The sequence below is a fragment of the Acidiphilium iwatense genome (assembly GCF_021556475.1).
GTDB classification, from domain to species: Bacteria; Pseudomonadota; Alphaproteobacteria; order Acetobacterales; family Acetobacteraceae; genus Acidiphilium; species Acidiphilium iwatense.
On the sequence record NZ_JAKGBZ010000006.1, the window covers coordinates 40,853 to 62,089 of the forward strand.

Genomic DNA, 21,237 nt, shown 5'->3' on the forward strand with positions numbered 1-21,237 from the left:
ACGATACCGGCCATCATGAACCCTCTTGATCGTTTTGCCGCATTATCGCCACGCCGGGCATTGAAGCGCGCCGAGGAGCTTGCCGGCCAGAAACAATGGGACCGGGCGGCCAGGCTGTTCAGCGTCGCGGCCGAGGCGGGGATTGTCGAAGCGCAATTTCGCGTGGGCGAGGCCTATCTTGAGGGAAACGGCCTCGGGCATAACCCGCGCGAAGCCGCGCGATGGTTCATGCGTGCGGCCGAGAGCGGGCATATCGAGAGCCAGTGCCGGATCGCCGGGCTGTTTCTTCATGGGCTCCAGAGCCATCAGGTCGGGCAAACGGCAACCCTGTTCGGCGACACGATCGGGGAATCACAAAACAGGGATGCCGATTATCCGGCGGCCTTGGTCTGGGCGCGGCGTGCCGCCGAAGCCGGCGCGGCGGATGGCCAGGCGCTGCTCGGTTACATCCTGGCAAACGGTCCCGAGGATCTGCGCGACCCGGAGCAGGCCGAATCATGGTATCGCAAATCCGCCGATCAAGGCTGGCCGCAGGGACATCTTGGAATCGGCATGATCCTGATGCGCCGCGCTGATGACGGCGAGAAAACCGTCGCGGCGATGCGCGAGATCGAAAAAGCCGCCGAGGCCGATCTGCCGACCGCGCATTACCTGCTTGGCGTTATCCATGAGCAGGCGGTCGGCGTGCTGCCCGATCCGGCGCGCGCGCTGAACCATTACCGCAAGGCGGCGATCCACGGCGTGCGGAATGCCCAGGCGAAGCTCGGCGCCATGCTGCTGACCGGGCAGGGCTGCGCGCCGGATCCGATCGAGGGCGAATCCTGGCTCCGTCGCGCGGCATTGGCGGGCGATCCCGAGGCGGCCGCCCTGGTCGGCGACCTCTATGCGCGCGGCGGAGAATTGCCGCCCAATTATGCCGAAGCAGCGATCTGGTTCCGGGTTGCCGCCGAAGCGGGGCACCGGACCGCCGCGCGTGCGGGCGGCATGCTCTATCTGACCGGCGCGGGCGTGGCGCGCGACCCCGACGAAGCGGCGCGCTGGCTCGCCCGCGCCGCCGAGCAGGGCGATTCCGCGGCTCAGGCGGATCTCGGCAATCTGATGCTCAAGGGCGAGGCGCGGCAGTCGTCGCTGGACGGCTTGCCGATCCATGAATGGTTCGAACGGGCCGCCGAATCGGGCGATTTGATCGGTGCGTTCAATTATGGCGTCTGCCTCGCCGAAGGCATCGGCATGAAGCGCGATGAGGGGCGGGCCGTGACCTGGTTGCGCCGGGCGGCGGAGGGCGTCGTCAACGCGCAATATTGGTATGGCCGGATGCTGCTCGACGGCAAGGGGGTTTCGGCAAACCCGACCGAAGCCTATCGCTGGATCCGCCGCGCAGCCGATTCGGGCATGGTCGAGGCAATGGTCACCGTTGCGGAATTGATGGTCAACGGGCGCGGCTGCGCGCAGGATCATGCCGCCGCAAGCGACATGTTCCGCCGTGCGGCCGATGCCGGCCATGCCGGTGCGATGTTCGCCCTGGGTGCGCTTTATGGCGGCGGGCACGACATTCCGACCGAGCGGGTGCAGGCGCAAATCTGGTTCGCCAGGGCCGCCGAACTGAACCATCCGGTCGCGCAGTTGATGCTGGGGCGCTATCTGCGGAAAGGGCTTGCCGGACCGGCCGATCCGGTCCTGGCGGCCCAATGGCTCAAGCGCGCTTTGGCCCAGGGCATCGACGAGGCCAGGCTGGATCTCGCCGAACTGGCATCCCAGGAAGACCCGCTTCCCAGCCGTGCCGCCAGCGATTGAATGGGATGACTGCCGACCCGGTCCGGCAAAGGCGCGATCGCGAGGCCGCCGATGCGTGGTCGCGCGGCAGAATTGCACTCGATGCCGGCGATTTTCCGCGCGCGCGCTTCTGGCTGGAGCGCGCCTGCCGGATCGCACCGGATGACCCCAGGCCGCGTTTCGATCTGGCACTGGTGCTTGCCGCCTTGGGCGATTCCAAGGCTGGCGACGAACTGGAGGCGATCGCCGCTGGCTACGACTGCTCCGCCGCATGGATCGCGCTGGCGCGGGTAAGCCAGCGCGACGGCGATCGCGCGAGGGCGGCGCGGGCTCTCGATGCCATGCTGGGACGCTATGAGATCCCGCCGGATGCGACGTTCGGGCGCCTTGCCGGAGAAATCGCGCGGAGCAATGGGATGCAGGGCTGGTGCGGTATCGCCGCTGGGGAGCGGTTGCGGATCGAAGCGCCTCGTTCAGTGGTACACGAAGAGGCGTCGCGGCTGGATGTCACTTCCGATGGCAGTCGCCTGCTCGGCAGCCCGATTGATCTCGCTTCATTGCGTCGGATCGACGGTATCGTCGAGGCGGATGGAGCAGGCATGTCCGGCTGGGCGATCAATTGGGCCGCGCCGAGCCGGTCGCCCGTTTTGGTTCTGGTCGATTCGGCTGGGCGGTGGCGGAATATCCGGCCTCGCCGGATGCTCGAACCGGCGGTTCAGGCGCCGTTCCTGCCCCGTCACGGGTTTCGGATCGGCGCCAGGACGTTGCGGGGCCTCACTCCGCCGTTCCGGGTCCAAACGGCGCACGGCACCCCGCTATATGGCTCGCCGATCGATCCGCAATTGGTTGCCGGGCTTGAACCGGTCGCGACGCGGCCGGTCCGGCGAAGCTTGCCGCCACGCGCGCGTCTGTGCGTGGTCATGCCGGTCTATCGCGATACCGGGACGACCGAGGCGGCTCTGAACTCGCTCCACGCTTCATTGGATGAGCCGGTCCCGGTCATCGTGGTGGACGATGCCTCGCCGGAGCCCGGTCTCAAGCGGTTCCTCGATGAGGAACGCCGTCTCGGCAGGATCATTCTGGTTCGTCATCGGGTCAATCGCGGGTTTCCTTGTGCCGCGAATGCCGGGATGCGTGCCGCGCGGCGCCGGTTCGGCGCGTGCGATATTCTGCTGCTGAACGCCGACATCCTGCTGCCCGCAGGCGCGCCGGCGCGGCTTCACGCCGCGCTCTATGCGGGGCCGGACATTGCCAGCGCCACGCCGCTGTCGAACGAGGCGACGATCCTGAGCTATCCATCGCGCGGCGGCGGCAATCCCGCACCCGATCCGGCCGAGGTCGCGACGATCGATCGATTGGCGTGGCGCGCGAACCGCGATGCCGCGATCGATATCCCGACAGCGATCGGGTTCTGCATGGCGATTCGCCATGATTCTCTCGCCGCGACCGGCCTGTTCAGGGAAGACATCTTCGCCCAGGGTTATGGCGAGGAAAATGACTGGTGCAGGCGGGCAGCCGGCCTCGGTTTCCGCCATGTCGGCGTACCGGGGGTTTTCGTGGCCCATCGCGGCGGCGCCTCGTTCGGGCCGGCCGGTGCCGCGCTATGCGCCCGCAATCTCGCCCTGCTGGAGCGGCTGCATCCGGGCTATCACGCCCTGATCGAAGCTCACCATCAGTCAGACCCGCTCCGGGATTCGCGCCGCCGCCTCGACCATGCCCGGTTTCGGATCGGGCGGGTCCGCAACGGCGCCGTCGCTCTGGTCTCGCACGATCATGGCGGCGGTATCGCCCGTGTCGTCGAGGCCCGGATGGCCGAATTGCGGGCGGAGGGTTTGCGCCCGATCCTGGTGCAGCCCGATTTTTCCACCACGGAGGAGCGCGAATCCGGCATCGGCGCGGCGCGCGTTACCGATGGTCATTCCAATGAATTTCCCAACCTGACATATCGCCTGCCGCGCGAGATCGACAGGTTGGTCGCATTGTTGAAGGCCGAGCGCGTCAAACACGTCGAATTTCACCACACGCTCGGTCATCATCCGCTGATCCGCTCGCTGCCCGAGCGGCTCGCCGTTCCGGCCGAACACGTGATTCACGACTATTCGGTTTTCTGCAAGCGAGTGAATCTGATCGGACCGCGCCGCCGGTATTGCGGCGAGCCGGATGTCGATGGCTGCGTTGCCTGTATCGAGGAGGCCGGCAGCGAATTGACCGACCCGATCGCCCCGGCCGATCTCGTCGCCCGGTCCGGTGCCGAGTTGCACGCCGCGCGCCGCGTGGTCGCGCCGTCACAGGATGCGGCACGGCGGCTGCGCCGGCATTTCCCCGGAATCGCGGTAGCGGTGACGGGCTGGGAGGACGATCTGGTATCCGTGGCGCTGAAGCCTCCACCCGTGGGGGTAGGCCACCGCCTGATCGCGGTCGTCGGCGGGATCGGTCCGGCCAAGGGCTACGATGTCCTGCTCGACTGCGCACGGGATGCCGCCGCCCGCGACCTGGCTTTGTCCTTTGTGGTGATTGGCGCCAGCGAGGATGACGCACCCTTGATCGAAACGGACCGAATCATCATCACCGGCCCCTATCAGGAGGGCGAGGCGGGGGATCTGATCCGGCGTTCCGGGGCGCATCTCGCCTTTCTGCCGTCGATCTGGCCGGAAACCTGGTGCTTCGCCCTCAGCGAGGCATGGCGCGGCGGCCTGTATGCGGTTACGTTCGATCTTGGCGCTCAGGCCGAGCGGATCAGGGCGACCGGTCGCGGCCTGGTTTTGCCGCTCGGAATGCCCGTGCAGCGGATCAACGATGCGCTCCTTGCGTGGCGGCCGGATTTGGGCGATCTCAATAATCGTTCGCCGATGCCGAACCTACGCGCCATCGCTCAATATTGACCAGTGCCCTAACGGAGACGCCTTGATGTCCAGAGCCGCCGTCCAGAAGACCGAACCGGAACAAGCGCCGAAGCCGGCCCTGCAGGCCGGTTCCATACAGGAATTGAAAGTCACCGGTCATTTGATGACCCTGGATTCCGGCCTTTTCTGCATCGTCAACGAAGCCAGCGCGGCGGCGACCGGCGAACAGGGGCTGCCTGGAGTGCGGATCTCGCCGCCGCCGATCGGCGCGACAGGGATCGAAATCACCGGATTCCGCGCCGATGGCTGGCTTTCCGGCCATGGCGATGCGGCTTTGGTGCGGGTTTCCGAAGGTCCGGCGCAGATCCTCGTCACCGTCTATCAGATTGCCGGGCTGGCCGATGCCGCGCCCCGGCTTCAGGTCATGCGCCTTGCCAACGGCGCGGCTCCGGCGCCGACGGCACCCGCCCAGCCTCCCGAGGTCATGGATGTGCTCGCGCATATCCAGACCAGGGGCGATGTCGGCGCGAAATTCGGCGACTGGCTCGGCGAGCCCGGAACCGGAACGTGGATCGAAGGGATCGCGATCGCGGCACCCGAAGGGATCGCGCCGGTCGATTTCTCGTATCAGGCGGTGCTCGGCCGCGGCTGGCTCTCGCCTTGGGTCGAAGCCGGCCAGTATTGTGGCAGCCGGGGCATGGCCCTGCCGCTGCTTGGTCTGCGGGTTCGCCTGCAGGGCGAGGCGGCGGAACGCTTCGATATCGCCTGCGAGGCCAGCTTTGTCGACGGGTCGAAGGCAGGTCCGGTCGGCAACGACGAAACTTGCGAAGCCGACAGTCTCGCGGCGCTCGAGGCGGTTCGGATCGGCCTGGTGCCGCGCGGCCGGGTCAAGGCTGCCGCGCGCGGCCGCCGCTGATACCTCCCGCAAGCACGTGAAGTTCCTTTTCGTTCATCAGAATTTTCCGGGCCAGTATCTGCATATCGTTCGCGATCTCCTGGCCCAGGGCGGCCATGAGATCGTGTTCATGACCGAGCCGAACCGCAACCAGATCGCCGGGGTCCGAAAAGTCACCTATGCGCGGCCGCCGGCGACTCATGCCGCCGTGCATCCCAGCGCCCGTGAATTCGATGTCGCGATGCGGCGCGCCGAGGCCGGCTATGCCGGCGCCAAGCAGATCAAGGCGCTGGGTTTCGAGCCGGACGTGATCATCGGTCATCATGGCTGGGGCGAGCTGCTCAATCTCGTCGATATTTTTCCGGGCGTGCCGATCCTCGGCTATTTCGAGTTCTACTACCGGCTGGACGGCACCGATGTGAATTTCGACCCGGAATTTCCGATGTCGCCCGAGCGGTTCGGCGCGGTCCGGGCCAAGAACGGCGTCAATCACCTCGCGACCGCCCTGGAGCAGTTCGGCCAGACGCCGACTGCCTGGCAATGGAAAACCTATCCCGAATGGGCGCGCTCGCGCATTTCCATCATTCGCGAAGGTGTCGATCTCGACATCTGCAAGCCGGACCCGGCGATCAGGCGCCGCACGCTGTCGGTCGGGAAGCTGACCGTGACGCCGAAACAGAAGCTGATCACCTATGTGGCGCGCAATCTCGAGCCGTATCGTGGATTCCACGTTTTGATGCGCGCCCTGCCGGCCATCCTGGCCAAGCGAAAGGATGCCGTCGTGTCGATCGTCGGCGGCGACGAGGTCAGCTACGGCGCCGCGCCGGAGAGCGGAACCTGGCGATCGATCATGATGAAGGAGGTCGGCGGCCGGATCGACCTCGCACGGGTGCATTTTCTCGGCCGCATCCCGTACGAGGATCATATCAGACTGCTGCAGCGTTCCGATGCCCATATTTACTATTCGTATCCGTTCGTTGCGTCCTGGAGCCTGCGTGAAGCGCTGGCGATCGGCGCGCCGGTGATCGGCTCCGACACCGAAACGGTCACCGAATTCGTCGACCATGGCAGAACCGGGCTGGTGAGCCCGACGCTCGATCCGGCGGCGCTTGCGCGCACCACGCTTGGCCTGCTCGACGATCGTGCCCTCGCGGCCCGGCTTTCCGCGGGGGCGCGGGACTATGCCGCGCGCGAACTCGACCTCAAGAAGTACCTTCTCGCGTTCCGCGCCGAGATCGAGCGCATCACCGGAAAACGCGTGGCCGCGGATCAGGTTGCGCCGCGCCGCGCCGCTGGCCACGCCGCACGGAACGGCGATGCCGCCGCCGCTCCGGTCAAGCGGCGGACGACGCCGAAGGCGGACAAGGCGAAGACGGTGGCAAAGACCGTGCCGCGTCCGCGCAGCGCCCAGCCCGTGCGTGTGCGATGAGCGGCGGGGCCGATACGACCTCATCCGTCACGGTGATCGATCACCCTTTGATCGAGCACAAGCTGACCCTGCTGCGCATGGCCACCACCCCCACTGGCGAGTTCCGGCGGCTGACGCGGGAAATCAGCCTGCTGATGGGCTACGAGGTGCTGCGCGACCTGCCATTGCAGCCCGTCGATATCCAGACGCCGCTGGAGCCGATGACCGCGCGTCAGGTCTCCGGCAAGAAACTCTGCTTCATCTCGATCCTGCGTGCCGGCAACGGGATTCTCGACGGCATGATCGACCTGGTTCCCTCGGCGCGGATCGGCCATGTCGGCGTCTATCGCGATCCGGCCAGCCACTTGCCGATCGAATATTATTTCAAGGTGCCGGACGACGTCGCCGAGCGCTTGACAATCGTGGTCGACCCGATGCTCGCGACCGGCCATTCGGCGGTCGCGGCGATCACCAGGCTGAAGCGCGCCGGGGCGAGGGGGGTGAAATATGTCTGCCTGATTGCCGCTCCCGAAGGTGTCGCGGTACTGCGCGAAGCCCATCCCGATGTGCCGATCTTCACCGCGGCGATCGATCGCGCGCTTGACGAGAACGCCTATATCCGCCCCGGTCTCGGCGATGCCGGCGACCGGCTGTTCGGCACGAAATAGGGCGGAAGAACCCGCGCTACGAAACGCTCCGCGCCGTGTCCAAATCCGCCTGATCCGTGACCGGCCGGCGCGGTACCATCGCGCTGCTGGTCATGGTCTGTACGATCTCGTCGCGCTGATTGAGCGTGGTGAAACGCGAGGTGATGATGCCCTGGTCGGGGCGGGTCGCGCTGGCCCGGGTGGCGAGCAGTTCGACCTGAAGCCGCAGCCGGTCGCCAGGGCGAACCGGGCGGTGCCAGCGCAGCTCCTCGAAACCAAGCCCGAGCGTGCCGGGAGCCGGGCGGTATCCGCGTCCGGTGATCAGCAGGCGCATGGTGAGCGAGGCGGTGTGCCAGCCGCTGGCGATCAACCCGCCGGTGATCGCCTGAGCCGCTTCGGGATCGGTGTGCATCGGCTGCGGGTCGAATTCCGTCGCGAAACGGATCATGTCGGCCTCGGTCACGGCGACCTCGCCGGTCGTGGCGATCTGGCCCGGCGCGAAATCCTCGAAATACCGGACCGGGAGGGTATCGTCCGCGATCATTCCATCACGGCCATCTCGTGCTTGTCGGCAGCCGGCGTTGCGGCCGGGGGCGGTTTGCGCATCAGCAGCAGGCAGAACACCGCCGGAATGCTGATGATCAGCATGAATTTGAACGCATCGAGAAAGGAAATGATTTGCGATTGGGTATCGATCATCGCGTTCAGCAAAGCGGCCCCCTGTTTCGTCGCCGGGTCGAGCATTTTTCCCACCGAACCGCCGACCTGAAGCATCCGGTCGAACGGAGAGATGCTCTGGGAGATCGAGGCGTGGGAAACCTGCGCCATCTGCACCTGGACGGCTTCGGTGATCGAAATACCGACCGCCATGCCTACATTGCGGGTCAGGCTGAGCAGTGACGTGCCCTGGGTGCGCAGTCCGGGATCGAGCGTATAGAAGGCGACAACCTGCAACGGGGTGAACACGAAGCCGAGTCCGGCGCCCTGAACGATGATCGTTTCCAGCAGATAGGATTGCGGCGAACTCGGCAGCCACTGCATCATCATCCAGAACGAGACCAGAAGCAGCATGAAGCCGAGAAACATCATGTAACGCGGATCGATCTTGTTCGACAGCCGCCCGGCGATCATCATCGCCGCCATGGTGCCGAACCCGCGCGGCGCCATGACCAGACCCGCCGCCTCGACCGGATAGTTGCCGAGTTTTTCCAGAAACGGCGGCATAAGGGTCGAGGATGACAGCAAGACCGAGCCCACCGCGAACATCGTGATCAGCCCGGCATTCAAATTGCGGTCGCGGAACACGCCGCGCGGAATGAACGGGTTTTCGGCCGTGAACATGTGAACGACGAACAGATAAAGCCCGATGACCGCGAGCACCGCGAAAGTGATGATTTCGGTCGAGCCGAACCAGTCTTTTTCCTGGCCGCGATCGAGCATGATCTGCAGCGAGGCGAGGAACAGCGACAGCACACCGAAGCCGATCCAGTCGAAATGACCGGATGCCGGCCGTTTCGCGCGTTTCGGCATGAAGAAGACGAGCGCCAGGGTCGCGGCGATGCCGAACGGCAGGTTGACGAAGAAAACGTAGCGCCAGTTGTAGAAATAGGTCAGGTAGCCGCCCAGCGTGGGGCCGAGGATCGGCCCGATCATCACGCCGATGCCCCAGATCGCCATCGCCGAGCCGCGCTGTTCAACCGGGTAGATATCCAGCATGGTCGACTGGCTGAGCGGCACCAGGGCCGCGCCGAACACGCCCTGGAGCAGCCGGTCGGCCACCATTTCCCCGAGCGAGGTCGCCACCCCGCACATCATCGACGTGATCGTGAAACCAATCAGGGAAATCAGGAAGATGTTCTTCCGGCCGAACCGCGTGGCGAGCCAGCCGACGGGTGCCGTCATGATCGCGGCCGCGATCACGTATGAGGTCAGGACCCAGGTGATCTCGTCATAGGACGCCGACAGCGAGCCCTGCATATAGGGCAGCGACACGTTGGCGATGGTCGCATCCAACGCCTGCATCAGCGTGCCGATCATGCACCCGACCGTGACGATCACGCGCGGCATGCCGCCGATCCGCATGACCTCTTCTTTTGGGGCGTCCTGGCCGGCCATGATCCCGCGCCGCGATCAGAACAGGTTGGAGAGTTTGTGCTGATGTCCGGTGATGATGGTGACTTCGGCACTCATGCCGTTGCGCAGCGCGAGATCCTTCGGCCCGCTCACCACGTTCACCCGCAGCGGAATCCGCTGCACCACCTTCACCCAGTTCCCCGACGAGTTCTGCGCCGGCAGGATCGAGAAACTCGATCCGCTTGCCGGTGAAATGCTCGCGACCACGCCGTGCCAGAGCTTGCCCGGATAGGCATCGACATGGATGCGCACCTTGTCGCCCGGCTTGACCCAGGTGAGCTGGGTTTCCTTGGGCTGCGAGCGGACCCAGACATCGCTCGACGACACGAGGCCGAACGCGGCGGTTCCGGCGGGAAGAAACATGCCGGGCTGCAGCTTCTCGGTTTCGGTCACCACACCGGCGAAAGGAGCGCGCACCACCGAATGGCGATAATTCAGCTCGGCGGTCGCCAGCGCCGCCGCCGCCGCCTTGTACTGGGGGGTGTCGCTGGCATGGATTTTCGCATTGCCCGACAGTTTCGCGAGATCCACGCCGGCTTGCGCCTCTTCGGCATCGAGCGTCGCTTCGGCGCCTTTCAGTTTGTATTTCGCATTGTCGTAATCGGCCTGGGTTACGCCGCCGCCATGCACCAGCGAGGCGTAGCGCCGGAAATTGATCCGGTCGTTTTCGACGATCGATTTCTGGACATCGATCTTGGCGAGCTGCGCCGCATAGCTTTTGCGCGCGCCGTTGATCTGCTGCCGGACCTGGGCGACGCGGGCTTTGGCCTGATCGATCGCGACGAGAAACCGCGACGGGTCGAGCCGGAACAGAACCTGTCCGGGCTTTACCGTTTCATGATCGTGAACCTCGACTGTTCGTACCAAGCCGGGCACATCGGTGGAAAGCTGAACCCGCGCCGCCTTGACGTAAGTATCGGTGACCGACACCGATCCGCCGGTGAACAGCCAATAGAGCAATACCGCGAGCAGGATGACCAGAACGCCGCCCACCATGAGGACAGGGCGCAGAAGCTTGGAACGCCTGCCGGCCCGAGCGTCGGCGCGTGCTCTAGTCTCGCGTTCATCGGCTTCCCGCGCAACCGCGCTGGAGGCGGAACTCGTCTGGGACATCAAACCATCTCCTGTTGGGCTTTGGTCGCCGCCTGAATTTTCACGCTGCATTCGGGGGAGATCAGTGCTGCCTTCATGAGGATCAATCCCCTGATCATCGTGCGGATCGTTTCTGCGGGAAGATCGTGCGTGACCACGGCCGCCACGGCGGCGCGCTGGGCGTCCACCTCGTGCAGGACCGGTTCGGCGGCGGGCTTCAGATGCAAGCGCCAGATGCGCCGGTCGTTCGGATCGGCCCGCCGCTCGACAAGGCCGCGTGCTTCGAGCCTGTCGGTCAGACGTGCCACGGTCATCGGCTCGACCTCGAGCAATTCGGCGAGATCCTTCTGGGACAAGCCCGGATGGCGGGCCAGTTTGAGCAGCATCGCCCATTGCGCGCGGTTCATGCCGTGCAGGCGCGCGCGCCGGTCGAGTTCGAGACGCATCGCGCGCGCGACATCATGCAGCAGAAGCAGCAGATCGGGTTCGTTGGGAGGGGTATCCATCGCGGGAGAGATAATAAGGTGCGATACGAGTAAGCGCTACTGCCTCAGTGCTGCGTTTTCGGCAGGGTGGCCCCGCCGTGGCGGAGCTACCCGTGCAATGCTTGATGAAGCACCGGGATCGCGCCGGACAGCATGATCTGGGCGCCGATGCCGAGCAGCAGAAACGCCGCGAGCCGGGCGACAACGCGGCGGCCGGTGGGGCCGAGTATGGCGCCCAGCCGGTCGGCCGTGGCATAAGCCAGCCAGATGATCAGCGCGAGGGCGATCGCGGCGAGGGACACGCCGGCGAAAAACAGTGCGAGCGGCGCGCCATAGTCCGCCGGGCGTTGGGTTCCGAGAGCGATGGCCACCGCGATCGTTCCCGGTCCAGTCGTGAAGGGTAAAGTGAGCGGAAAGAACGCGATGGCGGAAATGTCTTCGCCGGTTTCCTCGGCGGGCGCGGCCTGCGCCTGTTTGCGCTCCTCCTGCGCTTCGGGCGCCGACAGCATCTGATAGGCGCGCGCGGCGACCACGAGCCCGCCGGCGAGCCGGAGCGCGTTCAGGGAAATCCCGAAAAAATTCAGGATGTAGCTGCCGAACCAGAGGGAAACCAGCATCACCAGCGCGCTGTTCAATCCCACCCGCCGCGCCAGGACGAGCCGGTCGGCGTGGCTGCGCGCGCCGGTGACTTCGTTGAAGATGATCGCGCCACCCAGTGGATTGACGATCGAGAGCAGAGCGGGAAACGCGAGCAGAAACGCGGCCGATGCCGCGCCGAACACGCTCACGCAGGCAGTTCCTGTTCGGCGATCGCCGCGAACAGGGCGCCGCCGATCGGCAGAATCGCATCGTTGAAGTCGTAGCGCGGATGATGCAGCGGGATATTGCCTTTCTCAGGCTCGCTCTGGCCGATCCGAAAAAAACAGGCGGGCCGGGCCAGGGCGTAATAGGCGAAATCCTCGCCGCCCATGGAGGCGGGCAGGGTCGTCCGCACCCTGTCGGCCCCGACCACCGAGGCCGCGGCTATCGCCATTGCCTCCGCCATTGTCTGGTCGTTGACCACCGGCGGATAGCCGCGTGCATAGCTCACCTCAGCTTCGGTGTCCGACGCCGCCGCGAGGCCGCGCACCAGATCGGGGATTTCGCGCGCGAGCTGGTCCTGGATGTCGGGTCGCAGGGTTCGCACCGTTCCGCCCAGAATTGCCGTTTCGGGAATGACGTTATGGGCACTGCCAGCGTTGAAGGTGCAAATCGAGATCACCGCCGAATCGGTCGGCGCGACCCGCCGCGCGACGATGGTTTGCAGCCCGAGCACGATCTGCGCCCCGGCGACGATCGGGTCGATCGCCTGGTGCGGCCGCGCCGCGTGGCCGCCCTTGCCGGTCAGCCGGATCGTCAGCGTGTCGGAGGCCGCGTTCACCGTTCCCGGTGAGGCCGAGACCGTGCCTACCGGCAGGTTCGGGTCGTTATGGGCGCCGAATATCGCGTCGAACGGAAAACGGTCGAGCAGCCTGTCCTCGATCATCCGCGCAGCACCGCCGCCGCCTTCCTCGGCGGGCTGGAAGATGAAATGCACCGTGCCGGAAAACCGGCGCGTCGTGGCGAGATAGCGTGCCGCGGCGAGCAGCATGGTGGTATGGCCGTCATGCCCGCAGCCATGCATCCGGCCTGGCGCTTGCGAGCGATGGTCGAACCCATTGGCTTCGTCCATTGGCAACGCATCCATATCGGCGCGGAGTGCGATCGCGCGATTGCCCGATCCGCAGCGCAGCGTACCGACCACGCCGGTGCCGCCGATCCCGGTGGCGACCTCGAGACCGAATTCGGCAAGATGTTCGGCAACCCGTGCGGCGGTGCGATGCTCTTGGTAGCCGAGTTCGGGATGGGCATGGAAATCGCGCCGCCAGGCGGTCAGCTCCGGGGTCCATTCGTGCAGCAACGGGTCGATGTTCATGAGGCTACCATATTGGATTCCGCGCGGACTGCCATGTATTCAATCTTTAGGTAGAAGGCCGTAATTTGTTGCCGATTTCATGCGTGCTAAACATAAGTCTTAGGCCGCGATCGCGGCTTCTGTCTCCGGTCTGAAGCGTCCATGTCTCGGGGCGAGCAGGAAATCCCCCTGCGATATCGCGTAAATCTAAGGAATCGTTCCGATGACCAAAACCACTCGGGTAATCGTTCTTCTTGCCGGTCTTGGCGTAGCTGCGCCAATGATCGCCAGCGCGGCGCCGTTCTTCACGCCGCACGCCAAGCTGGTTCAGGAAATCAACCAGTCTTACGGCACGCAGTTCAAGGTGCCGGGCCAGAGTGCCCACATGGCCGCGGCGCCGCACAAGGTCACGCCGCACAAGGGTTGAATTCGATTCGACGCAGAGCGTGATGACTTTCAGTCGATCGCGCTCTGGTCTTTGTTTGAGCGAGCAATTTCATGGCTTTACGGGTCGCTTCGCGATTCCGCTTAAAGCCATGCTTTAATATTTGGATTGCCAAAATCCGGCGGCCTTGGCGGCGTCCATGCAGCTATAGGCACCGAACCTGGTATGGCCGAACCAGCGCGATTTCTGGGTATGAAACACCACGCCGTGGGTGTTGACCCAGACCACCGGGCTCGATCCGCAAGATGATTTCGCGGCGGCAAGGGTCTTGAATTCCTTGCCCCGTAATTTTGCCGGATCGGCATGATCGTGTTTTTTTGGCTTGGCGTTCGCCGCCATCCCTTGGGCGGCGGCGAGCGACATCCCGATGGCGACAAGTCCCGCAACGGCCAGTTTCATGTTTTTGCTCCGCAATGCCGATCCGTGCTGGAACGGTAACGAAGAGTGCTACGATCGCCATATGCACGTCAAGGTTGAACTCTCTTTTGGCGATCAACTCCTGGTCGGATCGGTTTTCGGGCGCGGGTTGAAATCGGCCGGGATCGGATTCGGAATGCGCAACTGCACGTTGGTCGGCACGATCCCGATCATCTTGCAATCGGCGCCGGTTTGCGCCGGCAATTCGGTGGTCCAGGCAGCCGGCACCATCGCATAGGAAGCGGGCAGGGGTTTCGCCTTGCCGTCCAGCCTTGCCGGGTCGAAGGCGGAAAACAGATTGGTCACGTCCGGCGTTTCGGCGTCGAACGGGCCCATGTATTTCTGTCCAAACCTTTTCTCGCCGATTTCCCGGCCCTTCTGTTCGTCCGGCAGAGTGGCCAGCGGCGGCAGGTGGAATACCGCATCGACGAATTTCACCACCGAGGCCTGGCTGCCGATCGCGTGCGACACGGTATGTACCCGCGCATAGGGCGAGATCACCAGGAACGGCACCCGCGGCCCGTCGCTGAGCACGGTACCGTCCGGCGCCTTGGCGAGTTCCGGCGGCGGCACGTGATCGTAATCGCCCTCGGAATCGTCCCAGGTGATGATGATCGCGGCATGAGCCCAGTATCGGCTCCGTGCGATGGCGTTGATCGCGCGGGCCAGCATCGCCTCGCTGATCTCGGCATCCGAATAGCCCGGATGATCGTCGTCGCCGAGGAACTTGCGCTGCACCGCCGGATCGGGATCGGCCGGCTTCATCCCGAATCCATTGATGTAGCCGCCTTTCACATAGAATACGCCGCCTTCCGCCGGCAGCGTGCCGTCCTTCACCGCCGCGAAGAAATCGCGCAGCCCGCCCATATCCGCCGCCATTTTCGGGTTGTTGGCGATGTAGCCGAAATATTGCGGGCCGTTATGGTGGGTGATGTAGGAGGCGTGAACCCCTTCCGCGTCCTTCGGGCCGAGATCGCCGGGAACCGGCTTCGACGAATAGCCTTCCTCGAACCAGCGCCAGGCGATCTTGTGCCGGTCGAGATGCTGGATGAACGCCACGTCCTTGCCGACATCGGCGAGATCGGTCTTCGGGTTAAGATCGTGGCTGGTTTTTGCCTTGACCGCTCCGCCGGCGGTGGTCAGCGCCAGCGTCGCATAGGTCTGGTTGAGCTGGACCTTGCCCGGCCCGTCATGCGCGTAGTCGCGCGGGTTATAGGGCACGAGCCTGTGGTGGAACGGGTCTTCGCGCGAGCCCCAGAGCGGGTCGATATCGGCATCGACCGGCTCGCCCGGCTGGTTCACGCTCGTCCAGGCTTCGTGCGGGTGCAGCGCCCATTGGGTCAGGCCGGTCTGCGCCGCGAAGATCGACAGATTGCCGGGGGTGGACGGGCCGACCATGTCCTGGAACATGTGATCCATCAGCACGAACCGATCGGCATAGCGCCAGAGGATCGGGATCGTGTCGCAATCCTCGTGCGCCATGGCGAGTTCGCCCATCTGCTTGGCCTTGAGCGAGGGTGTCGCGCCGGATGTCCAGTATTTCTTCTCCTCGATCAGCGCGAAGCGATTCATCTCCGCATGGCCGTTCACGATATGCATTTTCGCGAACATGATCGGGTGGGAATGGTCGATATCGTCGGTATCGGCGGCGAATTGCTTCGGCCCGATCCCGAAAGGCCGGATCGTCTCGACCTTGCCGGACACGCCGATGATTTTCTGGGTAAAGCCCGGCGTATCGGAAGCCGGCTGCGAATAGAGCCCGTCCGCGCCCGGATAGGTGCCGAAATAGGAATCGAAGGATCGATTTTCCTGATACAGGACGAACACGTATTTGATGCGATGCCGGATCAGGCTCGCTATCTGCGCGGTGGAAAGTCGCGGTTCCCGCGACGGCTTGAGCGAATAGGGCAATGCCGCTTTTGGCGCCGGCGCCTCGATGGCGGGGTTCGCCAGTACTGTCGCGGGTGCCAGCAGGGCCGTCGAAAGCAACAAGGGTAGGACAAAGCGGCGAGCCGTCATCGAATTCTCCTGTCGATCTGTATCTTCCATGACCGAACCGATCGTCTCACGGAAGATCGCCGCGATGAAGTTTCGATGACAGGCCGCGCGCCTGAATTATGCCGCCGACCGGATCGCCGCGTTGCGGATGTCGTCGTCCACCAGATCGGCGAAATTGGCGAAATTCGTCTCGAACCGCCCGACCAGCTCGGCCGCCTGCCGGTCATAGGCTGCCTTGTCGGTCCAGGCCGTGCGCGGATCGAGCACGCTCGCCGGCACGCCCTCAACCGCTTCGGGAATCATCAGCCCGAATGCCGAATCGGGCCGGAATTTTGCCCCCTCCAGCGCGCCGGACAGGGCCGCGTTGAGCAGCGCTCTTGTGTGCCTGATCGCCATGCGCTTGCCAGTGCCATAGGCGCCGCCGGTCCAGCCGGTATTGACCAGCCAGCACGACACGTTGTGCTCGGCGATGAGTTTCGCGAGTAATTCGCCATATACCTTGGGGTGGCGCGGCAGGAATGGCGCGCCGAAACAGGTCGAGAACGTGGCTTGCGGTTCCTTGCCGAGCCCTTTTTCGGTGCCCGCGACTTTCGCCGTGTAGCCGGAGAGAAAATGATACATTGCCTGCGAGGCGGTGAGTTTCGCGATCGGCGGCAGCACGCCGAATGCATCGGCGGTCAGCATGACCACGTGTTTCGGCTGGCCGCCGCGCCCGGACAGTTCGACATTCGGGATGTACTCGATCGGGTAGCAGGAACGGGTATTCTCGGTGAGCGTGCGATCGGCAAGATCGACCACGCCGCAAGGATCGGCCACCACGTTTTCCAGCACCGTGCCGAAGCGGTGGCTGGCGGCGAAAATCTCGGGTTCGGCCTCGGCCGAAAGGTCGATCACCTTGGCGTAGCAGCCGCCCTCGAAATTGAACACGCCGTTCGGTCCCCAGCCATGTTCGTCATCGCCGATCAGCCGTCGCTCGGGATCTGAGGAGAGCGTGGTCTTGCCGGTGCCCGACAGGCCGAAAAACAGAGCCACATCCTCGTTCCTGCCGATATTGGCGCTGCAATGCATCGGCAGAACGCCGCGCTCCGGCAGCAGCCAGTTCATCACGGTAAAAATCGATTTCTTGATCTCGCCGGCATACTTGGTGCCGGCGATCACGATCAACCGCTCCGCGAAGGACAGCGCGATGGCGGTGCTGGATCGAACCCCGTCGATCTCGGGATCGGCCTCGAACTCCGGCGCGTGCAGAATGACGTAATCGGGTTCGAATCCGGCCAGTTCCTCGGTTTTCGGGCGGATGAACATGTTGCGGGCGAACAGTGCCTGCCAGGCATTGGTGGTGATCAGACGCACCCGAACCCGGTTTTTCGGATCGGCTCCGGCGAACAGATCCTGGGTGAACACCTCCCGGTTCTGCAGATAGGCCTGCACCCGACCCTTGAGCGTGGCGAAGTGCCCGGCCGAGAGTTTCTGGTTGACCTTGCCCCACCAGATATCGCGGGTCACGCCCGGCTCATCGACCACGAATTTGTCGGCGACCGAGCGCCCGGTATGCACGCCGGTCTGCACCAGGAGCGCGCCATCGGCCGAGAGTCTGGCTTCGCCACGGCGCAAGGCATGGGCAACCAGGCTCGGCGGTGTCAGATTGGCGTGAAGTTCGGCGACCCGGCGTACGCCGGTTCCGGTCAGGATCGTTGTCTGATGCGCCGCATGATCGTGTTTCAGGGAGTCGAGGCCATTCGCGTTCACGTCGAACATCTCTTTCCTTTGGTGTCTCTTGGGCGTCTAGTGTCCCGATTCGGAAGTTCGTTGTCGTTCAAACCAGCACCTTACGAACTTCCGAATCGGGACACTAGCAAACATTTGATTCTAGTGTGGTTTTTGGTTCTGAAGTTCCTAAAATCGCCGCCGCATATGCGTAGGAACTTCAGAACCACCACACTAGCATCTCGGGTGTCGAAGTTTCCCTATATGGACGGGGTTTCGGGTTTTTCCAAACCGGAAAACGAAAACACAATGACGCCACCGGAAACTCAATTATGCTATCAGGCACCGAATCCAGCAATTTCGTGTTGAGAATCGGCATATTGGCGCAATGTCCGGCGAAACGGCACCCGGAACACGATATCGTCCCGCGCGAGATCGAAGCCGTCTGGATCGAGGGCGACAACCCGCCAGCCGGCTCCGCTGCCGCCATGGCGCCGGGCGATCGCATCGAGCGCCTGTGCCCGATCCCGATTCAACGACGCGATCGCGGCCGCATTGGCCTCGCCGTCGCGCAAAGCCTCGGCACCCGGCGCAAGCCTGGCCGGGTCGAGCGCCGCCGCGCGGGCGAAGCCGCCGACATAGCGGGCGGTAAGGATTTCCAGCCGGAATATCCCGAAATCGGTGAAACCGGCATAGAATGCGGCATAGGGGTGGATCGCGAGATAGCGTGCCCGATCCGCGGCCGCGTCGCTGCGCGCGGCTCGGCAGGTCAGGGACAGGCGCGGGCTGGTCTGCGGATTGCGCTCCGTGGCGGCACCCGCGACCATCAGCGCGCAGCGGCCATCGGCATCAAGCGCCCTGGTATGCGCCGAGAGCCGCGAGAGCAGGATCAGCGGTGTGCCGTCGAGCGCGATCGCCGGGGTGACCAGCGCGATCATCGGCGCGCCATCCTCGATCACCGCGAGACTGCCGGCGCGCGCGGCGCGCAGAATCAGCCGCGCCTCGCGGTGGATATCGTCGGGCGGTTCGGCGAGGTCTTGCATTGTCCTCATATTCCGGTCACGTCACGGCGAGAAAGTTGCGATTAAGCCTCTGCGAAGCAAAAACCATGAAACATACCATCGCCCTGGTCGACGACGACCGCAATATCCTGGAAAGCGTGCAGATGACGCTGGAGCAGGAAGGATTCCTGGTCCGCACCTATACCGACGGCGAATCCGCCCTGCAGGGGCTGATGGCGCGGCCGGTCGATCTCGCGGTGCTCGACATCAAGATGCCCCGCATGGACGGCATGGAACTGCTCCAGCGCCTCCGTGCCCGCTCGGCGATGCCGGTGATTTTCCTGACCAGCAAGGACGACGAACTCGACGAACTGATGGGGCTGCGTCTCGGCGCGGACGACTACATCACCAAGCCGTTCAGCCAGCGTCTTCTGCTGGAGCGGATTCGCACCCTGCTGCGCCGCAACGAAACGAGCCGCGCCGAAGGATCGGGCGTCGTACCGACCGGGGTGATCGCGCGCGGCCATCTCACCCTGGATGAGACGAAGCATCAATGCCTCTGGAAAAGTCAGGATATCCAGCTCACCGTCACCGAATTCCTGCTGGTCAAGGCGCTGGCGGCGCGGCCGGGCATGGTCAAATCCCGCGACCAGCTCATCGATGCGGCCTATGGCGAGAACGTCTATGTCGATGACCGTACCATCGACAGCCACATCAAGCGCCTGCGGCGGAAGTTCAGAGCGACGGACGAGGAATTCGACCAGATCGAGACGCTCTACGGCATCGGCTATCGTTACAAGGAGTCATGAGCGAAGCGACTTCCCCGGCACGGCGGCGGCGGGCGCGGCTGTCGCCGCTGCTGCGCCGGATTCTGCTGGTCAATGCCCTCCCGCTGGCCCTGATCGTCGCGGCGCTGCTCTATCTCGACCAGTACCAGCATGGATTGCTCACCGCCGAGGTCACCGCGCTGCGCGAGCAGGCGCGCATTTATGCGGGCGCGCTGGCCGAATCGGCGGTGCAGCCGAATGCGGCCAACCAGCCCGCGCTCAACCCGGACCTTGCGCGGCCGCTGCTCTATCGGCTGATCGAACCGACGCCGAACGCCCAGGCGCTGATCTACGGGTCGGACGGGCAGGTGATCGCGAATTCGCGCATCCGCCAGGGACCGGGCGGCGCGATCATTACCGAGCCCTTGCCGGCGGTTCAGCCGCGCGGGGATTTCGCGCGCGTGGTCAGTTTCGTCTACGACCAGTTTCTCGCCTTCCTGCCCAACCCGGACGGGGTACCCGCCGGTTCGGGCGGTGCCGCCGCCGGGCTTGGCTGGCAGCCCAGCGTGCGCGAGGCGCTGCGCCTGACCAGCATTCCGCACAAGCATCAGGCACCGCCCTATATTCGCCGCGCGCCGGACGGGCGACTGCTGATCACGGTGGCAGAGCCGATTGTCCGTTCGAAGCATTCCGTCGGGGTGGTGTTGCTGACCCGCGAGGCGAGCGGGGTCGATCGCGCGGTATTCGCGATCCGGGTTTCGATCCTCGGCCTGTTCGTTCTGGCGCTGGCGCTGACCGTTCTGCTGTCGGCCTATCTGGCACGGACCATCGCGACCCCGCTGCTCCGGCTCGCGGATTCGGCGGGGCGGCTGCGCGAGGGCAGGACGGCGCTGGCCGAGCCGGTGCCGGCGCCGATCGCCGCGCGCGAGGATGAAATCGGCGCGCTGGCCCGCGCGCTGGAAGCCTCGGCGCGCGCTTTATGGGCGCGGATGGACGCGATCGAACGGTTCGCCGCCGATGTCGCCCACGAAATCAAGAATCCGCTCTCCTCGATCCGCTCGGCGATCGAAACCATCCGGCGGATGGACGATCCGGTCCGCGCGGCGCGGATGTTCGACATCATCGCCCAGGACGTGCAGCGCCTCGACCGGCTGATCTCCGACATCAGCGACGCCTCGCGCCTCGATTCGGAAATGTCGCGCACTGCCCTGGCGCCGGTCGATCTCGCGCCGATCCTGGCGACGCTCGCCGAAATCCACGACGCCACGCGCAAGCCGGACGATCCGGTGATGGTGCTCGATGCGCCGAAAGCCGGCTTGGTGGTGCGCGGCGCGGAGGGGCGGCTGGTTCAGGTGCTGCGCAACCTGATCGGCAACGCCGTCTCGTTCAGCCCGGCCCAAGGCAAAATCTGGCTGCGTGGCCGCGAGACCGGCAGCACCATCGAACTCGCGATCGAGGATGAAGGGCCGGGCATTCCCGACGCCAAGCTCGACCACATCTTCGATCGGTTCTATTCGGAACGCCCGCAATCGGAGAGTTTCGGCAGCCATTCCGGGCTGGGATTGTCAATCTCGCGCCAGATCGTCGAGGCGCATCAGGGCCGGATCATGGCCGAAAACCGCCGCAACGCGACGGGCGCGATCATCGGCGCCCGATTCGTGATCCGCCTGCCTCGCGGATAGGCCAACAACTC

The 21,237-nt window shown here is 64.7% G+C and carries 18 protein-coding genes; 8 read left to right on the forward strand and 10 right to left on the reverse strand.

What is annotated here, in order from left to right; translation table 11 throughout:
- Positions 1 to 15: 15 nt before the first annotated feature.
- Genes L2A60_RS04650 through upp form a run of 5 tightly spaced genes read left to right on the forward strand, consistent with a single transcriptional unit; the run spans position 16 to position 7,587 of the window.
- Positions 16 to 1,794, forward strand: a complete 1,779-nt coding sequence (locus tag L2A60_RS04650; RefSeq protein ID WP_235703205.1) for a tetratricopeptide repeat protein — start codon at positions 16 to 18, stop codon at positions 1,792 to 1,794.
- Positions 1,795 to 1,799: 5 nt separating this feature from the next.
- Positions 1,800 to 4,655, forward strand: a complete 2,856-nt coding sequence (locus tag L2A60_RS04655; protein WP_235703206.1) for a glycosyltransferase — start codon at positions 1,800 to 1,802, stop codon at positions 4,653 to 4,655.
- Between the two features lie 25 nt (positions 4,656 to 4,680).
- On the forward strand, positions 4,681 to 5,532 hold the full coding sequence (locus L2A60_RS04660) for a hypothetical protein (RefSeq protein ID WP_235703207.1): 852 nt from the start codon (positions 4,681 to 4,683) through the stop codon (positions 5,530 to 5,532).
- A gap of 16 nt (positions 5,533 to 5,548) precedes the next feature.
- Positions 5,549 to 6,940 carry a glycosyltransferase gene (locus L2A60_RS04665; protein ID WP_235703208.1) on the forward strand — a complete coding sequence of 464 codons (1,392 nt, stop codon included), beginning with the start codon at positions 5,549 to 5,551 and terminating at the stop codon, positions 6,938 to 6,940.
- A complete protein-coding gene (gene upp / locus L2A60_RS04670) occupies positions 6,937 to 7,587 on the forward strand; it encodes a uracil phosphoribosyltransferase (protein ID WP_235703209.1) in 651 nt (216 codons plus the stop codon). The genes L2A60_RS04665 and upp overlap by 4 nt, the downstream gene beginning before the upstream one ends.
- Positions 7,588 to 7,603: 16 nt before the next feature.
- On the opposite strand, the gene L2A60_RS04675 is transcribed toward upp, so the two are convergent.
- From L2A60_RS04675 to L2A60_RS04700, 6 genes are all read right to left on the reverse strand, one after another.
- Complete coding sequence (locus L2A60_RS04675; RefSeq protein WP_235703210.1) at positions 7,604 to 8,110, reverse strand: MaoC family dehydratase; 507 nt, start codon at positions 8,108 to 8,110, stop codon at positions 7,604 to 7,606.
- The gene (locus tag L2A60_RS04680; RefSeq protein ID WP_235703211.1) at positions 8,107 to 9,681 is read right to left on the reverse strand and encodes a DHA2 family efflux MFS transporter permease subunit; all 1,575 of its coding nucleotides are present in this window, start codon (positions 9,679 to 9,681) and stop codon (positions 8,107 to 8,109) included. The genes L2A60_RS04675 and L2A60_RS04680 overlap by 4 nt, the downstream gene beginning before the upstream one ends.
- A gap of 15 nt (positions 9,682 to 9,696) precedes the next feature.
- Positions 9,697 to 10,812, reverse strand: a complete 1,116-nt coding sequence (locus L2A60_RS04685; RefSeq protein ID WP_235703212.1) for an HlyD family secretion protein — start codon at positions 10,810 to 10,812, stop codon at positions 9,697 to 9,699.
- Positions 10,812 to 11,297 carry a MarR family winged helix-turn-helix transcriptional regulator gene (locus L2A60_RS04690; RefSeq protein WP_235703213.1) on the reverse strand — a complete coding sequence of 162 codons (486 nt, stop codon included), beginning with the start codon at positions 11,295 to 11,297 and terminating at the stop codon, positions 10,812 to 10,814. The genes L2A60_RS04685 and L2A60_RS04690 overlap by 1 nt, the downstream gene beginning before the upstream one ends.
- An 86-nt stretch (positions 11,298 to 11,383) precedes the next feature.
- Complete coding sequence (locus L2A60_RS04695) at positions 11,384 to 12,064, reverse strand: MarC family protein (protein ID WP_235703214.1); 681 nt, start codon at positions 12,062 to 12,064, stop codon at positions 11,384 to 11,386.
- A complete protein-coding gene (locus L2A60_RS04700) occupies positions 12,061 to 13,230 on the reverse strand; it encodes a M20 aminoacylase family protein (protein WP_235703215.1) in 1,170 nt (389 codons plus the stop codon). Before L2A60_RS04700 ends, L2A60_RS04695 begins: the two co-directional genes overlap by 4 nt.
- A 202-nt stretch (positions 13,231 to 13,432) precedes the next feature.
- Here L2A60_RS04700 and L2A60_RS04705 point away from each other — a divergent pair, with 202 nt between their 5' ends.
- Positions 13,433 to 13,636 carry a hypothetical protein gene (locus L2A60_RS04705; protein WP_235703216.1) on the forward strand — a complete coding sequence of 68 codons (204 nt, stop codon included), beginning with the start codon at positions 13,433 to 13,435 and terminating at the stop codon, positions 13,634 to 13,636.
- Positions 13,637 to 13,750: 114 nt separating this feature from the next.
- Here the strand turns inward: L2A60_RS04705 and L2A60_RS04710 are convergent, their stop codons facing one another.
- From L2A60_RS04710 to L2A60_RS04725, 4 genes are all read right to left on the reverse strand, one after another.
- A complete protein-coding gene (locus L2A60_RS04710) occupies positions 13,751 to 14,053 on the reverse strand; it encodes a hypothetical protein (RefSeq protein ID WP_235703217.1) in 303 nt (100 codons plus the stop codon).
- 93 nt (positions 14,054 to 14,146) lie between these two features.
- Positions 14,147 to 16,090: a phospholipase C gene (locus tag L2A60_RS04715; RefSeq protein ID WP_235703218.1), complete on the reverse strand. Its 1,944-nt coding sequence runs from the start codon at positions 16,088 to 16,090 to the stop codon at positions 14,147 to 14,149.
- Positions 16,091 to 16,186: 96 nt separating this feature from the next.
- On the reverse strand, positions 16,187 to 17,827 hold the full coding sequence (locus L2A60_RS04720; protein ID WP_235703219.1) for a phosphoenolpyruvate carboxykinase: 1,641 nt from the start codon (positions 17,825 to 17,827) through the stop codon (positions 16,187 to 16,189).
- 287 nt (positions 17,828 to 18,114) lie between these two features.
- On the reverse strand, positions 18,115 to 18,819 hold the full coding sequence (locus L2A60_RS04725; protein WP_235703220.1) for a HugZ family pyridoxamine 5'-phosphate oxidase: 705 nt from the start codon (positions 18,817 to 18,819) through the stop codon (positions 18,115 to 18,117).
- 65 nt (positions 18,820 to 18,884) lie between these two features.
- On the opposite strand from L2A60_RS04725, the gene L2A60_RS04730 reads away from it, so the two are divergent.
- Both L2A60_RS04730 and L2A60_RS04735 read left to right on the forward strand, forming a co-directional pair.
- Positions 18,885 to 19,586: a response regulator transcription factor gene (locus L2A60_RS04730; protein ID WP_235703221.1), complete on the forward strand. Its 702-nt coding sequence runs from the start codon at positions 18,885 to 18,887 to the stop codon at positions 19,584 to 19,586.
- Positions 19,583 to 21,226: a sensor histidine kinase gene (locus L2A60_RS04735; protein WP_235703222.1), complete on the forward strand. Its 1,644-nt coding sequence runs from the start codon at positions 19,583 to 19,585 to the stop codon at positions 21,224 to 21,226. Before L2A60_RS04730 ends, L2A60_RS04735 begins: the two co-directional genes overlap by 4 nt.
- Positions 21,227 to 21,237 lie beyond the last annotated feature (11 nt).

Excerpts from the sequence above, each read along its gene's own strand:
- L2A60_RS04710 (WP_235703217.1), bottom strand. The coding sequence starts at position 14,053 with ATGAAACTGGCCGTTGCGGGACTTGTCGCCATCGGGATGTCGCTCGCC.
- upp (WP_235703209.1), top strand. The coding sequence starts at position 6,937 with ATGAGCGGCGGGGCCGATACGACCTCATCCGTCACGGTGATCGATCAC.
- L2A60_RS04730 (WP_235703221.1), top strand. The coding sequence starts at position 18,885 with ATGAAACATACCATCGCCCTGGTCGACGACGACCGCAATATCCTGGAA.
- L2A60_RS04680 (WP_235703211.1), bottom strand. The coding sequence starts at position 9,681 with ATGGCCGGCCAGGACGCCCCAAAAGAAGAGGTCATGCGGATCGGCGGC.
- L2A60_RS04675 (WP_235703210.1), bottom strand. The coding sequence starts at position 8,110 with ATGATCGCGGACGATACCCTCCCGGTCCGGTATTTCGAGGATTTCGCG.
- L2A60_RS04685 (WP_235703212.1), bottom strand. The coding sequence starts at position 10,812 with ATGTCCCAGACGAGTTCCGCCTCCAGCGCGGTTGCGCGGGAAGCCGAT.
- L2A60_RS04705 (WP_235703216.1), top strand. The coding sequence starts at position 13,433 with ATGACCAAAACCACTCGGGTAATCGTTCTTCTTGCCGGTCTTGGCGTA.
- L2A60_RS04715 (WP_235703218.1), bottom strand. The coding sequence starts at position 16,090 with ATGACGGCTCGCCGCTTTGTCCTACCCTTGTTGCTTTCGACGGCCCTG.
- L2A60_RS04655 (WP_235703206.1), top strand. The coding sequence starts at position 1,800 with ATGACTGCCGACCCGGTCCGGCAAAGGCGCGATCGCGAGGCCGCCGAT.
- L2A60_RS04700 (WP_235703215.1), bottom strand. The coding sequence starts at position 13,230 with ATGAACATCGACCCGTTGCTGCACGAATGGACCCCGGAGCTGACCGCC.
- L2A60_RS04690 (WP_235703213.1), bottom strand. The coding sequence starts at position 11,297 with ATGGATACCCCTCCCAACGAACCCGATCTGCTGCTTCTGCTGCATGAT.
- L2A60_RS04660 (WP_235703207.1), top strand. The coding sequence starts at position 4,681 with ATGTCCAGAGCCGCCGTCCAGAAGACCGAACCGGAACAAGCGCCGAAG.
- L2A60_RS04735 (WP_235703222.1), top strand. The coding sequence starts at position 19,583 with ATGAGCGAAGCGACTTCCCCGGCACGGCGGCGGCGGGCGCGGCTGTCG.
- L2A60_RS04725 (WP_235703220.1), bottom strand. The coding sequence starts at position 18,819 with ATGCAAGACCTCGCCGAACCGCCCGACGATATCCACCGCGAGGCGCGG.
- L2A60_RS04720 (WP_235703219.1), bottom strand. The coding sequence starts at position 17,827 with ATGTTCGACGTGAACGCGAATGGCCTCGACTCCCTGAAACACGATCAT.
- L2A60_RS04650 (WP_235703205.1), top strand. The coding sequence starts at position 16 with ATGAACCCTCTTGATCGTTTTGCCGCATTATCGCCACGCCGGGCATTG.